Source organism: Janthinobacterium sp. TPC_1 (genome assembly GCF_056037845.1).
In genome coordinates this window covers 624,117-638,202 of sequence record NZ_CP195157.1, presented here as the reverse complement: position 1 = coordinate 638,202, position 14,086 = coordinate 624,117, and the positions used below count along the sequence as shown (strand labels likewise).

General features: G+C 65.5%; 9 protein-coding genes and 5 pseudogenes. 6 read left to right on the top strand and 8 right to left on the bottom strand.

All coding sequences use genetic code 11. The features are described from left to right. The first annotated feature begins 22 nt into the window (after nucleotides 1-22). Nucleotides 23-1,325 (top strand): annotated as a pseudogene (locus ACQVLG_RS03135) (dihydroorotase). 86 nt (nucleotides 1,326-1,411) lie between these two features. Next, the gene (locus tag ACQVLG_RS03130; RefSeq protein WP_474292817.1) at nucleotides 1,412-2,212 is read left to right on the top strand and encodes a lysophospholipid acyltransferase family protein; all 801 of its coding nucleotides are present in this window, start codon (nucleotides 1,412-1,414) and stop codon (nucleotides 2,210-2,212) included. On the opposite strand, the pseudogene ACQVLG_RS03125 reads toward ACQVLG_RS03130, so the two are convergent. The 7 genes and pseudogenes from ACQVLG_RS03125 to ACQVLG_RS03095 form a co-directional block, all read right to left on the bottom strand. Beyond that, nucleotides 2,154-2,917, bottom strand: a pseudogene (locus ACQVLG_RS03125) (ABC transporter permease). The gene ACQVLG_RS03130 and the pseudogene ACQVLG_RS03125 overlap by 59 nt on opposite strands. Nucleotides 2,918-2,919: 2 nt before the next feature. Continuing rightward, nucleotides 2,920-4,164: an ABC transporter substrate-binding protein gene (locus ACQVLG_RS03120; protein WP_230538868.1), complete on the bottom strand. Its 1,245-nt coding sequence runs from the start codon at nucleotides 4,162-4,164 to the stop codon at nucleotides 2,920-2,922. Between the two features lie 17 nt (nucleotides 4,165-4,181). Further along, entirely contained in the window at nucleotides 4,182-4,982 is an 801-nt protein-coding gene (locus tag ACQVLG_RS03115) for an ABC transporter ATP-binding protein (protein ID WP_474292816.1), read from the bottom strand. Then, nucleotides 4,979-6,057, bottom strand: a pseudogene (locus tag ACQVLG_RS03110) (acyl-CoA dehydrogenase family protein). Before ACQVLG_RS03110 ends, ACQVLG_RS03115 begins: the two are co-directional and overlap by 4 nt. Before the next feature lies 1 nt (nucleotide 6,058). Continuing rightward, the gene (locus ACQVLG_RS03105; protein WP_230538865.1) at nucleotides 6,059-6,613 is read right to left on the bottom strand and encodes a carboxymuconolactone decarboxylase family protein; all 555 of its coding nucleotides are present in this window, start codon (nucleotides 6,611-6,613) and stop codon (nucleotides 6,059-6,061) included. Between the two features lie 117 nt (nucleotides 6,614-6,730). Further along, entirely contained in the window at nucleotides 6,731-7,651 is a 921-nt protein-coding gene (locus tag ACQVLG_RS03100) for an AraC family transcriptional regulator (protein WP_474292815.1), read from the bottom strand. 87 nt (nucleotides 7,652-7,738) lie between these two features. Beyond that, entirely contained in the window at nucleotides 7,739-8,578 is an 840-nt protein-coding gene (locus ACQVLG_RS03095; protein ID WP_474292814.1) for a symmetrical bis(5'-nucleosyl)-tetraphosphatase, read from the bottom strand. A gap of 398 nt (nucleotides 8,579-8,976) precedes the next feature. Here ACQVLG_RS03095 and ACQVLG_RS03090 point away from each other — a divergent pair, with 398 nt between their 5' ends. From ACQVLG_RS03090 to waaA, 4 genes and pseudogenes are all read left to right on the top strand, one after another. Beyond that, on the top strand, nucleotides 8,977-9,285 hold the full coding sequence (locus tag ACQVLG_RS03090) for an H-NS histone family protein (protein ID WP_230538861.1): 309 nt from the start codon (nucleotides 8,977-8,979) through the stop codon (nucleotides 9,283-9,285). 100 nt (nucleotides 9,286-9,385) lie between these two features. Continuing rightward, nucleotides 9,386-10,769: pseudogene (locus ACQVLG_RS03085) on the top strand (phosphomannomutase/phosphoglucomutase). Between the two features lie 4 nt (nucleotides 10,770-10,773). Then, nucleotides 10,774-11,798: pseudogene (waaC, locus tag ACQVLG_RS03080) on the top strand (lipopolysaccharide heptosyltransferase I). A gap of 18 nt (nucleotides 11,799-11,816) precedes the next feature. Then, entirely contained in the window at nucleotides 11,817-13,094 is a 1,278-nt protein-coding gene (gene waaA, locus ACQVLG_RS03075; protein ID WP_474292813.1) for a lipid IV(A) 3-deoxy-D-manno-octulosonic acid transferase, read from the top strand. A 45-nt stretch (nucleotides 13,095-13,139) separates the two neighbouring features. Here the strand turns inward: waaA and ACQVLG_RS03070 are convergent, their stop codons facing one another. After that, nucleotides 13,140-14,060 carry a M48 family metallopeptidase gene (locus tag ACQVLG_RS03070; RefSeq protein ID WP_230539253.1) on the bottom strand — a complete coding sequence of 307 codons (921 nt, stop codon included), beginning with the start codon at nucleotides 14,058-14,060 and terminating at the stop codon, nucleotides 13,140-13,142. Between the last annotated feature and the right edge of the window lie 26 nt (nucleotides 14,061-14,086).

Below are 14,086 nucleotides of genomic sequence, written 5' to 3'. Positions count from 1 at the left end.
GCCCAAGGACGAGTAAGCGAGCATGACGACACTACATATCAAGAACGGCCACCTGATCGACCCTGCCAACGGCATCGATGGCTTGCAAGACCTGTTTATCGCCGACGGCAAGGTGCTGGCCGTGGGCAGCGCCCCGGCGGCCGGCTTCAAGGCCGACACCACCTTTGACGCGGCCGGCCTGGTGGTTTCCCCCGGCCTGGTCGACCTGTCCGCGCGCCTGCGCGAGCCGGGCTACGAATACAAGGCAACCCTGGAATCGGAACTGCAGGCGGCGCTGCAAGGCGGCGTCACGAGCCTGGTGTGTCCGCCCGACACCGATCCCGTGCTCGATGAGCCGGGCCTGGTAGAAATGCTGAAATACCGCGCCAAGACGCAGAACAAGGCGCACGTGCATCCGCTGGGCGCGCTGACCATGGGCTTGAAGGGCAAGTCGCTGACGGAAATGGCGGAACTGACGGAAGCTGGCTGCATCGGCTTTGCGCAAGCCGAAGAGCCGATCGAGGACACCACCGTGCTGCTGCGCGCCATGCAGTATGCGAACACCTTCGGTTACACCGTCTGGCTGCGCCCGCAAGACCCGCACATCGGCCGTGGCGGCATCGCCCACAGCGGTCCGCTGGCCTCGCGCCTGGGCTTGTCCGGCGTACCCGTGATGTCCGAAACCATCGCCCTGCACACGATCTTTGAATTGATGCGCGCCAGCCGCGCGCGCGTGCACCTGTGCCGCATCTCGTCGGCGGCAGGCCTGGAACTGATCCGCGCGGCCAAGGCCGAAGGCTTGCCCGTCACCTGCGACGTGGGCGTGCACCATGTGCACCTGACGGACGCCGACATCGGCTTCTTCGACCCGAACGCGCGCGTTACGCCGCCGTTCCGCAGCCAGCGCGACCGCGACGCGATCCGCGCCGGCCTGCTCGATGGCACGGTCGACGCCATGTGCTCGGACCACACGCCCGTCGACGACGATGAAAAACTGCTGCCGTTCGGCGAAGCGTCGCCAGGTGCCACGGGCCTGGAACTGCTGCTGTCTTTGGCCCTGAAATGGGCCGACGACTATGCGCTGGGCCAGCCGCAAGCGGGCGAGCGTCCGCTGGCGCGCGCCGTGGCCAAGGTCACTTCCGATGCGGCCCGTGTCGCCGGCATCCCGCCGCAGCCTGGCCGTGGGCGAAGCGGCCGACATCTGCGTCTTCGATCCCGCCGCGCGCTGGACCGTGTCGTCGGCCTCGCTGGCCAGCCAGGGCAAGCACACGCCTTTCCTCGGCTATGAGCTGAGCGGCATTGTCAAGGCGACCATCGTGGCTGGACAGGTGGCGTTTCAGCGTTAAAAATCAGATCCGTGGACCGGGGCACACTGCCCCGGCATCCCTTGTCTGCTCCCGGATTTCGGCTCTGGTTTATTTGTTGGTGTGATTTGAAACTTCTGCTTACCTACCGCCTTGCGCGCATCGCCATTCACCTGGGCTGCGGCATGGCCAAGAGCGCCGTGCTTTTTCCCTGGCTGGACCTGGAGGGGCGTAACCGGCGCATCCGCCGCTGGTCGACGCAGCTGCTCGACATCTGCGGCGTGCATGTGGCGCAGCCGGCAGACAGCTTGCCGGCCCTTGACCACGCGATGGTGGTGGCGAACCACGTGTCGTGGCTCGACATCTTCGTCATCAACGCCGTCCACCCCTGCCGTTTCGTCGCCAAGGCGGAAATCCGCGCCTGGCCGATCCTGGGCTGGCTGGCGGGACGCGCCGGCACCATCTTCATTTCGCGCGGCAGCAAGCGCGACCTGCGCCTGATTTTCCAGGGTCTGGTGGATAAATTGACGGCGGGCGAGCGCATCGCGTTCTTTCCCGAAGGCACGACCGCCGCGCAAGGGCAGATCCTGCCGTTTCACGCCAACCTGTTCGAGGCGGCCATCGATGCGCAAGTGCCGGTGCAGCCGTTCGCGCTCGTGTATGTGGATGACAAGGGAGCATTGCATCACGCCGTCGATTTCATAGGCGAGATGAGTTTTGCCCAAAGCATGGTGGCGATCTTGAGCGGTCCGCCGATCACGGCGCGCCTGACCTGCCTGGCGCCAGTGGCGACGCTCGACGCGCACCGCCGTGAACTGGCAGCGGCAACGCAGGCGACTATCGCCGCCACGCTGCCGCTGACAAGGCGGCTTAGTTCTTCACGTGCAGCCAGCGCGCATGTGCGGCGCGGGCCAGGTAGTCGAGGATGAAACCTAACATCCCGATCAGCACGATGGCGGCCATCAGTTCCGAATACGCGAGGCGGTCGCGCGTGTCGAGGATGAAGTAGCCGAGGCCTGCCGATACGCCCAGCATTTCCGCTGGCACCAGCACGATCCAGATGATGCCAATGGCCAGGCGCACGCCCGTCAGGATATCGGCCGTGATGCCCGGCAAAATCACTTTAAACACGATCTCGCTGCGCGTGGCCGACAGGCTGCGCGCCAGCAGCAGCCAGTTCGGATCGAGCCGCGCCACGCCGGCCGCCGTATTGAGCAAAATCGGCCAGACGGCCGCAAACGCCAGCAGGAAGTACACGGGCGCATCACCGACGCCGAGCACCATCACGGCGATCGGCATCCACGACAGCGGCGAAATCATGCGCAGCAGCTGGAACAGCGGCATGGCCGCGCCGGAAAACTCTTCGACATGGCCACCAGCACGCCCAGCGGCACGCCGATGACGATCGCCAGCCCCAGGCCCACGGCCACCCTTTGCAGGCTCAATACCACGTGCAGCCAGATATCCGAACCGCTCAGCATCTCCTGGAACGCCAGCGCCGTGGGCAAGGGCGCAAAGGCGGTGGCGATCGGCGTGGATTTCTCCAGCGCCGTCACGCCCACGGACCACAATAGCAAGGCACAGGCCAGCCCCACCAGGGGCAGGCCGAACTTCGTCAACAACTTGCTTGCCATCGTCAGACCGCCACGGTTTCGCTGCGCAGCAGGTTGGCCGGCAAGCCGAAGGCGGCCGGGCCGCCGACTGCCGTGATGGCCTTGCGCACGAAGCGGTCATCGACCAGGTCGCGCGCGGCGAACTTCGGATCAAGGTTGGCCAGGAAGCGCGTATCGCCTTCGACCTTGGTGCGGCCGATGGCGCGCACCAGTTCTTCCGTGTACGAGGCGAACGGGTACGGCTGGAAGTCGATGCGGCGCTGTTGCCAGTTCTTGTGCACGATCAGGCCCTGCTTTTCATAGCCGGCGTAATCGGTGGTGGCCAGCACCTTGGTCAGCACTTGCAGCGGATGCGGCGTGTAGCGGTGCTCGCCCACGTTCGACAGCAGCTTGGCCGTGTCGACCTGGTTCGAACGCGTCCACAGTTGCGCCTTGACGATGGCGTTGGTGACCTTTTGTGCCCATTCGGGACGCGTGTTGATGTCGCGCTCTGACAGGAAGGTGACGCAGCAGGCATGGTTTTTCCACACGTCGCCCGAGAAGCGCAGGATCTTGCCGATGCCGGCGTTTTCCGCCGCCGCATTGAACGGTTCGGCCACGATATAGCCGGCGATGGACTTGCTGGCCAGCGCGGACACCATTTCAGCCGGCGCCAGCACGATCAGGTTGACTTCATTCGGTTTGATGGCCGCGTTGCGCGCGCGCGTGACGGGCGTCAGGCCATTCGAGGACAGGATTTGCTGCAGCAGGATGTTGTGGATCGAGTACCAGAACGGGATGGCGACCGTGCGCCCGCCCAGGTCGGAAACCTTGTTGATCTCGTTGGCCACCGTCAGCGCGGAGCCGTTGACGTGGTTCCAGGCGACGACCTTGGCCGGGAACTTGGCGCCGTAGCGCACCCACAGGGTAGCCGGCGACAGCAGGTGGATAACGTTGACCTGGCCGGCGACGAAGGCTTCGATGATTTGCGCCCAGCTGCGGAACAGGCGCGGCGTTTCCGCCTGCAAGCCTTCCGCTTCGAACAGCTTGCGGGCGTGGGCGACGAGCAGGGGGGTGGCGTCCGTGATGGGCAGGTAGCCGATCTTGACGGGCTGGTCGTCGCCTTTCGGGCCTTGCTGGGCCATGGCGTCGCCGGCGAACAACAGGGGCGAGGCGACGCTGGCCGTGGCCAGGGCCGACATGCGCAGGAAGTCGCGCCGCGTCAGGCCGCAGTCGCAATCGGACGAGGCGCAGATGTGCAGGGGTTTGTTTTGGTCTTCGAATGTCATGGGAAAGTTCCGGTCGATTAATTGGGAGCAAAGGCGGGCGTTTGATCCTGCTTTTGCAGCGCCTGCAGGGCGTCGAGGATATCCATCTTGAGGGCGATGACGTCGGCGCTGTGGCCGATGCGCGGCTGGGCGATGGCGACGGGCCATTCGCGCACGATGTTGCCGGGCTTGCCGCCCATAAGCAGGATGCGGTCGGCCACCAGGATCGCTTCATCGATATCGTGCGTGACGAGCAGCACGGCCGTGTGCCAGCGGTGCACCACGTCGACCAGCAGCGACTGCATTTCGGCGCGCGTGATGGCGTCGAGGGCCGAAAACGGTTCGTCGGCGAACAGCAGTTCCGGTTCGCGTGCCAGCGCACGGGCCAGCGCCACGCGCTGCGCCATGCCGCCCGACAGCGCGGATGGATACAGCTTCTCGCGGCCCTTCAGTCCCACCGCTTCGATGGCCTGCGCCACGCGCGTCTGGTGCGCTTCACGTGTCAGCTGCGGCTGGTGCTTGAAGTCCAGGCCGAAGCCGGCGTTGCCCGTGACGTTTAGCCACGGCAACAGGCTCGCCTGCTGGAACACGAGGGCGCTGCGCGGGTCCGGTTCGCGCATGGGCGCATCGAGGAATTGAATTGCACCCGTCGATGGCGGCTGCAAGCCGGCCAGCACGCGCAGCAGGCTTGACTTGCCGCAGCCGCTGCCGCCCAGCAGGCAGACGATTTCGCGCTTGCGCACGCCCAGCGAGACGTGCTGGAACACGGGCGCCGTGCCCGGATAGGCGTAGCTGAGGTCCTGCGCCTGCAGCGCCCAGTCTTGCGTCGCTGCCGTCATGCCGGCGCTCCCGCTGCCGCCTGCTGGCTGTCAAACAGCTGCAAGGCTGCCTGCAATTGGGTCAGGCTGGGGGTGACGATGGGGATGAACGACGATTCGCGCCAGCGGCGGGCAAAGCCCTGCTGTTCGGCGTTCAGGTAGGCGCGCCCGCCCATGGCTTGCAGTTCCAGCATCAGCGCCTGCTGCAGCACGTCGGCCAGCTGTATGCGCAGGCGGAACATGGCCGGTGCCTCTTTCTTGAAACGGCCATCGTGCACGCCGGCCAGCAAGGTGGCGACGGCGCTTTCCAGAGTCGCTTGCAGCGCTTCGATGCGCGGCGTGAGCGCGTTGCGCGAACCGGCCGAAATCTGCGCCGCTTTGGCCAGGCTGGCGCGCGCCAGGCCGATCGACAGGCCGCACTGCATGCCGAGGAAGGAAGGGCGTACCTGCGGCAGCCAGGCCGGCGCATTGTCGCTGATGATGTCCGCGGCGGAGATGTGCACCTGCGCCAGTTTGACGGAGGCCGTATTGCTGCCGCGCAGGGCGATCAGGTCCAGGTCGTCGCTGCGCTTGACGCCCGCCGTGCCGCTGTCGAAGGCGACGATGACGGGTGGCGCGCCGTCGTTGGGCGCCACGGCGGCTGCCGCGACAAAGCCCGCCTTGCGCAAGTTCGTCACCAGGCCAGGCCGCCGTCGACCAGCAAGCCGTCGCCGTGGCGCGCGCCCGTGATTTGCAGCTGCTCGATGCCGGACAAGAATTTCATGGCGTTCGACAGGCCGCTGGCGCCCGCCTGCGTGCCTGCCAGCAGGCCGGGCAAGCGGCGCTCGGCCAGCGCGCGGTTTTCGCTTTGCAGCAGGAATTCGATGAAGCAGCGCTGGCCCCAGAAGACAAAGGCCGCCGTCACCGATTGTTCGGCTACCTTGGCGATGGCGTCGATGGCATCGCGCACGTCACCGCCCGCGCCGCCGTGCTCCTGCGGCACGCCGATGCCCAGCAGCTGGTCGCCGGCCAGCGCCGGTAATACGGTTTCAGCCAGGTCCGATGATTGGTCGAGCTGGTCGGCATGCATGTGCAGCCAGTGATTGAGATGCGCCATATCAGACGGCGCCAGGCAGGTAGGGCGTCAGTTGCGGATTGACGGGCGTGCCGGCCAGGCTGTTGGAGAAATTGCACAAGGTGGCCAGGCTGATGCCCAGTACCACTTCCAGCGCCTGCTGTTCCTTGTAGCCGGCGGCCAGGAAGGTTTGATATTCGGCGTCGCTGACGGCGCCGCGCGTGGCGATGACGGCCGTGGCGAAGGCGGCGACGGCATCGAGCTTCGCATCCCCTGTGGGCTGGCCGTACTGCAGGGCGCGCACCGTGTCGGGCGTCTGGCCCGCTTTTTTCAGCGAAATGGCGCTATGGCCGGCGATGCAGAAATCGCAGCCATGGATGCGCGCAGCCGTGATTTGCACCACTTCGCGTTCCATCAACGTCAGGCTGGCGCGCGCATTGATGCCGGAGACGGTCAGATAGGTTTCCAGTGCCAGCGGGGCATTGGCCAGCACGCCGATCAGGTTGGGCAGGAAGCCGTTGTTGGCGATGGCCTTTTCCACGAAGGGGCGGCTGTCGGCCGGGGCGGTATCGAGAGTGTGCAGCGTCAGACGGGACATGGGGTACCTTGCTAAGTTAGTAAGTCCCCGGGCATTATATCGGCCATGCCGTGCACGCAACAGACGTCAGCGTCGTCCTTTTGTGCTCGTTCGTCTGTGATTGTGTGATTCTTGATTTTAGCTGGCCAGTTGACGCTGGCGCTGGTCGCGCCGGTAGGCGCCCGGCTGCTCGCCCGTGACCCGCTTGAAGGCGCGTGTAAACGCGGCGTGCGAGCGGTAGCCCACCAGTTCGGCGGCGCGTTCGACGGAGACGCCGTCGTGCAGCCGGCGCGCCGCGATCTTCATGCGCAGCAGGAGCAGGAACTGGGCCGGCGAGTGGCCGCTGGCGCTGGCGAAATGCTTGCAGAAGCTGGCGCGCGACATGCAGGCCGCCTTGGCCATGTTCTCGATCGACCAGTCGTCGGCAGGGGCGTCGAGCATGCGTTCGAGCAGCGGCGAAAATGCGGGCTGGTGCAGCAGCGACAGCAGGCCGGCCGCCACCTGCTCGCCCTGCGCCACGTGGCGGATCAGGTAAAAGAACAGCAGCTCGACCAGGCGCGCGATCAATGGCGATGGTTGTTCCGGGTCGCCGCCCGCCTCCGCCAGGATCAGGTCGAACAGCGCGGCGGCGGCGCTGAAGGCGGGCGCGTCGCCGCGTATCAGCAGATACGGCGGAAACGAGTCGACGATCAGCGCGGAGAGGGCGCCGCGAAATTGAAAGAAGCCGCAGGCCAGCGCCGTCGCCGGGCTGTCCGTGGACGCCTGCAGCGGCAGCATGGCTTGCGCGCTCACCGCCTGCAGCGGATCGCTGTGGGGACTGAGGAAGTGCGGCAAGTCGCGCAGCAGGAAGACGCCATCGCGCGGGCCGAGCGCAATCGGCGCAGCCCCGTCGAGGTGCAAATAGCAGTGGCCATCGAGCACCAGGTGGAAGCTGCCCAGTTCCCGGCCCGCCGTGGAAGCGCGCCAGCGGCCGCAGTACTGGCCCACATGCAGGACGGCGGTGTCGAGTTCCAGGCTGCCGAGCAGCCAGCGCGCCAGTCTGTCGGTATCAGGATGCATGGGATCGCAATGGCAAAAGCGCCATCATACGGGCCACGCGCGGCAAGACCAACGACCGATTTCGACTAAGCATATGCGCGATGCGGCTTACCGCTTGCCGCCATGCTGCTGGAAGGCGGGACAGTCGACTTGCAGCAGCGAGCGGTCTTCCAGGCACACGGCCGACAGTTTTCCGCCCCACACGCAGCCGCTATCGAGGCCGATCAAGTGCTCGCGCAACTGCAATCCCAGCGCCGACCAGTGGCCGAAGACGATGGTGTCGCCGGCGCTGCGCCGGCCCGGCACGTCGAACCATGGCAGCAGGCCGGAGCCTGGCGGCGGGCTGCCGCTTTCCTTCATCTTGAAGTCCATCACGCCGTCCGGCGTGCAAAAGCGCAGTCGCGTCATGGCGTTGACGATGCAGCGCAGCCGGTCGGCGCCCTGCAGGTCGTCGCGCCAGGCGGCCGGTTCGTTGCCGTACATAGTGCGCAGGAACGCCACCCAGCCATCGCTGCGCAGCATGGCGGACACTTCCCCGCTCAGGGATAGGGCCTGGGCCGCGCTCCATTGCGGCAGCAAGCCCGCATGTACGAGCACATGGCCATCGTGTTCCAGTGCCAGTGGCCGCCGGCGCAGCCAGTCGAGCAACTCATCGCGGTCGGGCGCGTCGAGGATTTCGGCGAGGGTGTCGGACGCGTGCTCGGGCCGGATGCCGTTGGCCACGGCCAGAAAATGCAAGTCGTGGTTGCCCAGAACACTGTCGGCCAGGCCCTGCCGGGCCAGCGCGTGCACGTGGCGCAGGGTGGCCAGCGAGGCCGGGCCGCGGTTGATCAAGTCGCCCGCGAACAGCAGGCGGTACGGGCCTTTCGCCGCCGCCTGTATCCGTTCGATCAATTCGACGGTTTGTGCATGGCAGCCTTGCAGATCGCCGATAAAATAAGTTTTCATATGTGCCGGGTAAAGTGAACTACGCGCATGCATTATAAGCATGCCTGCCCTTTGGCGTCGGGGGTATTCCTGGCAGGTGCCTGATTAGGCTTTTGCCAGCGGGAAGGAAAAGCGGATGCCGATTATGCTGCATGGGAATTTAATTGGACTTCTCCCTCTGCCATATATCGATACATAATCCGCCCGCCTGCCGCCCTGGCATGCCATTTCATCGATGTTCATGCATTTTCCCTGCGCGCTTCCGGCATATTCTTCATTTCATCTTAATGTTGGCCCGCTAAATAATCAGTGGGCCGTGATTCAATTGGCGACGGATTATGCAGCGGTGCGCAAATGTTTATGCAATGTAGTATATTCCACGTGATTTTATTATTTAAATTAATATAAAGGATGTACCAATGGATCTGTCGACGATGACGATGCAGGAATTGCGCAAGCTGGAAGATAATGTCAAACAGGAGTTGAACAGCCGCGAACGTGAAGATTTGAACAAGGCGCGCGAACAGATCATGGCCATCGCGCAGCAGGCGGGCATTCCGCTGAAACAACTGATACTCGATGGTTTGCACCCGCGCACGGGCAAGGTCGCGGTGCGCTACCGCCATCCTGACAATGCGGCCGAGCAATGGACAGGCCGTGGCCGCCAGCCGCTGTGGGTCAGGCAATGGGTGGAATCGGGCAAGTCCATCGATCTGCTGCGCGTATAATTCGGTATACTCTTGGCGCAGTGGCAAGCGGTCCGCCGCGCGCTGCACCTTGCCAGGCACCTTATTTAGCCCCTATTTCTTCTTATATATCGCCCACACCATGCTTCCATTGTCCAGAACGATCTTCAAGGCCTACGATATTCGCGGCATCATCGCTAAAACCCTCGATGCCAGCGTGGCCCACAAGATCGGTCAGGCCTTCGGCCAGGCCGCTCTGGCCAAGGGCGAGCAACGGGTCGTGATCGGCCGCGATGGCCGCTTGTCGGGACCTGAATTGACGGCGGCGCTGGCGCAGGGATTGCAAGCGGCAGGCGTCGACGTGATCGACCTGGGCGTGGTGGCCACGCCGATGGTCTACTTCGGCACGAATGTGCTCGACACGCGCTCCGGCATCATGGTCACGGGCAGCCACAATCCGCCCGACTACAACGGCTTCAAGATGGTGCTGGCCGGTGAAGCCATTCATGGCGAAGCGATCCAGGCGCTGTACCACAGCATCGTCGCGCACGACGGCAGTGCCAGCGCCAAGCAGGGCAGCTACGCCACGCATGATATCCGCACCGCCTACCTGCAGCGCATCCTGGGCGACGTCAAGCTGGCGCGCCCGATCAAGATCGCCGTCGATTGCGGCAATGGCGTGGCCGGCGACTTCGCGGGCGACCTGTTCCGCGGCATGGGCTGCGAAGTCATCGAATTGTTCTGCGACGTCGATGGCAATTTCCCGAACCACCATCCGGACCCTGCGCATCCGGAAAACCTGCAAGACCTGATCCGCTGCCTGGCCGAAACGGATGCCGAAATCGGCATCGCCTTCGACGGCGACGGCGACCGCCTGGGCGTGGTCACCAAGGATGGCCAGATCATCTACCCTGACCGCCAGATGATGCTGTTCGCAGCCGACGTGCTGACCCGCCATCCTGGCGCGCAAATCCTGTACGACGTGAAGTGCACGCGCCACCTGGCGCCGTGGATCAGCAAGCATGGCGGCGTGCCCCTGATGTACAAGACGGGCCCACTCGCTGGTGAAAGCCAAGCTGCGCGAGACGGGTGCGCCGCTGGGCGGCGAAATGAGCGGCCATATCTTCTTCAAGGACCGCTGGTACGGTTTCGACGACGGCCTGTACTCGGCCGCGCGCCTGCTGGAAATCCTCACGCGCGAAGCCGATCCTTCAGCCTTGCTGAACTCCCTGCCGCAGTCCGACAGCACGCCGGAACTGCACCTGGAATTGAAGGAAGGCGAGAACGTCGCGCTGATGGACATGCTGCGCCGCGACGCCGTCTTCCCCGGCAATGAACAGATCATCACCATCGACGGCCTGCGCGTGGAATACGCGGACGGTTTCGGCCTGGCCCGTTCGTCGAACACCACGCCGGTGATCGTCATGCGCTTCGAAGCGGAAACGCCGGCAGCCCTGGCGCGCATCCAGGGACAGTTCAAGAGCGTGATCCTGGCCGCCAAGCCTGACGCCGTCCTGCCGTTCTGACAGCATGGCCGGTCAACCTGGCGCACAGGCGCCCTTGAAAATCCTGCTGGTGCGGGTATCTTCGCTGGGCGACGTGCTGCATAACCTGCCGATGGTGGCGGACATCGCCCGCCATTTCCCGAACGCGACCATCGACTGGGTGGTTGAGGAAGGCTACACCAGCCTGGTGCGCCTGAACCCGCGCGTGAACACCATCTTCCCGTTCGCGCTGCGGCGCTGGCGCAAGAGCCTGGGCAAGAAGGAGACGCGCGCGGAAATCGCCGCCTTCTTCCGCAGCCTGCGCCAGACGCGCTACGATTATGTATTCGATACCCAGGGCTTGCTGAAGACGGGCATCATCATGGGCGCCGCGCGCCTGGCGCCGGGGCGGACAGAAGGTCGGCCTGGCCAACGGCAGCGAAGGCTCCGGCTACGAAGGCATTTCGCGCCTGTTCCACACCAAAAGCATTCCGCTCGACCCGCGCACGCATGCGGTAGCGCGCGGCCGCCTGGTGGCTGCCGCAGCACTTGGCTACGCGGTCGACACGCCGGCCGATTTCGGCTTGCCGGAAGTCTCCGGCAGCGAGCCGCGCCCGGACTGGATGGGTGCGGCGCCCTACTGCGTGTATTTCCACGGCACCGCGCGCGACGCCAAGAAATGGGCACCGCAGAACTGGATCGCCCTGGGCTATGCGCTCGCGCCCATGCCGATTTTGCTGCCGTGGGGTTCGCCCAAGGAAAAGGCGGAAGCCGAACAACTGGCGGCCGGCCTGCCGAACGCCCGCGTGCTGCCGAAACTGTCGATGGGCGACGCCACCTTGCTGGCGCGCCACGCGGCGCTGGTGATCGGCGTCGACACGGGCCTGACGCATATCGCGGCCGCCTTTTGTGCGTCCGACGGTGGAAATCTATGCCGATTCGCCGCTGTGGAAAACGGAAGGCAACTGGTCGCCGAAAATCATCAACCTGGGCGACAAGGGCGCGCCGCCCGGCGTGCCGGAAGTGCTGGCCGCGGCGCAGCGCCTGCTGGCCGACTATCCTCCCGCCTGACTTCAACATCAAACAATCATGCGACTTCTTTATACCCTTGCCTGGTGGCTGGCCTTGCCCCTGGTGCTGGCGCGGCTGTGGCTGCGCGGACGCCAGGAACCTGGCTACCGCCAGCACTGGGGCGAGCGCCTGGGGTTTTACGGCCGCCAGCCGGAACCCGCTGCGGACACCATCTGGCTGCACGCCGTCTCCGTCGGCGAGACGCGCGCGGCCGAGCCGCTGATCGATGCGCTGCTGGCGGCCTGGCCCGCATGCCGCATCGTCCTCACGCACATGACGCCGACGGGGCGCGCCACGGGCAAGGCGCTGTTCGCCAAGCACGGCGCGCGCCTGGTGCAAAGCTATCTGCCGTATGACACGGGCGCCATGCCGGCCCGTTTCATCCGCCATTTTGCGCCGCGCATCTGCATCCTGATGGAGACGGAAGTGTGGCCGAATCTGATCCACCAATGCAATCGCTACAAAGTGCCCGTGGTGCTGGCCAACGCGCGCCTGTCGCAGCGTTCGCTGGGCAAGGCGCAGCGCCTGGGCCAACTCATTGCCGACGCGGCGCGCGGCATCAGCCTGGTGGCGGCGCAGACGCAGGACGATGCCGATCGCGTGCGCCAGCTGGGCGTGCGGGACGTGGTCGTCACGGGCAGCATCAAGTTCGACGTCGTCGTGCCCGAGGCGGCGCTGGCGACAGGCGCCTGGCTGCGCGGCGCCATCGGCCGGCGCCCCGTCCTGCTGTGCGCCAGCACGCGCGAAGGAGAAGAGCAGCTGATCCTCGATGCGTATACCCGCGCCAGCTTGCCAGATGATGCGCTGCTGCTGATCGTGCCGCGCCACCCGCAGCGCTTTGACGAGGTGGAAAAGCTGATCGCGGCGCAGGGCCTGGCCGTGCAGCGCAGGTCCGGCCTGGCGCAGGACGATGTTGTGGCGGCGGGCACGCAGGTGCTGCTGGGCGATACCATGGGCGAGATGTTTGCGTACTACGCGGCCTGCGATTGCGCCTTCGTCGGCGGCAGCCTGCTGCCACTGGGCGGACAGAACCTGATCGAACCGGCGGCTCTGGGCAAGCCCGTGCTGATCGGCCCGCACACCTTCAATTTTGCCCTGGTGACCGAGCAGGCGATTGCCGCCGGCGGCGCCGCGCTGGTGGCGGATGCCGACGCGCTGATGGCGCAGGCGGCGGCCTTGCTGCAGGATCCGGCGCGTTTATCTTCCATGGGAGAGCGGGCGCTGGCGTTTGCCAACCAGCACCGGGGTGCCACGCCGCGCACCATCGCGGCCATCCAACCTTTATTGTTGGTTTAATTCCGGGGTCAGACCCCAGCTTTGCGCCGTTTGGTGGGAGTACCGTTAAAACAACACCGGCAGTTCTTGCGAGCGCTTCCTTAATGCCTGCTTGGCCCCGTCGTAATCGGGATAGATCGATTCCACGGTGGCCCAAAAGCGGGGGCTGTGGTTCATTTCCAGCAGGTGCGACAGCTCGTGCGCCACCACGTAGTCGATCAGCGGCAGGGCGAAGTGGATCAGGCGCCAGTTCAGGCGGATCTTGCGCTCGATGGTGCAGCTGCCCCAGCGCGTGCCGGCCGACGACAGCGACAGCGAATCGTAGCTTACGCCCAGCTTGTCCGCATACAGATCCAGGCGCGCCTCAAACAGCTGGCGCGCCTCGTGCTGGAACCAGCCCTTCACTTTTTCCTTCAACTGCTGCTCGCTGCCCGTGGGCGTGACCCACACGTGCAGCTCATTCGTCTCGCGCTGGAAGCTGGCGCGGTGGCGCGGCGCCTGGTGCAATCGCAAGGTGATCTCTCCGCCCAGATACGGCAGCACGGCGCCGTCGATCCAGGCCACGGGCGGGCGCTGCTGGCGCTGCACCTTGCGTTCGCCCCGTTCCTGCAGTTTCGAGACGATCCAGCCTTGCTTGGCGCGGATGGCGTTGTCGATTTCGGCCAGGGTGACGCGCTTGGGCGCCGTCACGCGCAAGCCGTTATCGTCGATCATGAAGCCGATGGAGCGGCGCGTGGAACGGCGCAGGGCGAATTCGACGAGGTGGCTGCCCAGTTGCAGCTGGCGCAGCGGCGGGCCATCGGCGGTGCGTGGCGGGGAAGGCAGGGGGGGCGGGGCAGGGCGAACGATGGGGGGCGCGGGCGCCACTACCGGTGGCGCCACGGGCGGCGCTGGCGGTGCCGTGGGGCGCACCGCCGGGGGCGTGCTGGTCGAGACGTCATGCGCGAACAAATCCAGTTGCTGGTCGCCGACCTTGATGGTCTTCATCTGCTGGCGCAGGGTCGGCTCCTGGA

Bases quoted from the DNA above. Each gene is read 5' to 3' on its own strand.
- ACQVLG_RS03090 (WP_230538861.1), top strand. From the start codon at position 8,977: ATGGATCTGTCGACGATGACGATGCAGGAATTGCGCAAGCTGGAAGAT.
- ACQVLG_RS03095 (WP_474292814.1), bottom strand. From the start codon at position 8,578: ATGAAAACTTATTTTATCGGCGATCTGCAAGGCTGCCATGCACAAACC.
- ACQVLG_RS03100 (WP_474292815.1), bottom strand. From the start codon at position 7,651: ATGCATCCTGATACCGACAGACTGGCGCGCTGGCTGCTCGGCAGCCTG.
- ACQVLG_RS03120 (WP_230538868.1), bottom strand. From the start codon at position 4,164: ATGACATTCGAAGACCAAAACAAACCCCTGCACATCTGCGCCTCGTCC.
- ACQVLG_RS03105 (WP_230538865.1), bottom strand. From the start codon at position 6,613: ATGTCCCGTCTGACGCTGCACACTCTCGATACCGCCCCGGCCGACAGC.
- waaA (WP_474292813.1), top strand. From the start codon at position 11,817: ATGCGACTTCTTTATACCCTTGCCTGGTGGCTGGCCTTGCCCCTGGTG.
- ACQVLG_RS03070 (WP_230539253.1), bottom strand. From the start codon at position 14,060: ATGAAGACCATCAAGGTCGGCGACCAGCAACTGGATTTGTTCGCGCAT.
- ACQVLG_RS03115 (WP_474292816.1), bottom strand. From the start codon at position 4,982: ATGACGGCAGCGACGCAAGACTGGGCGCTGCAGGCGCAGGACCTCAGC.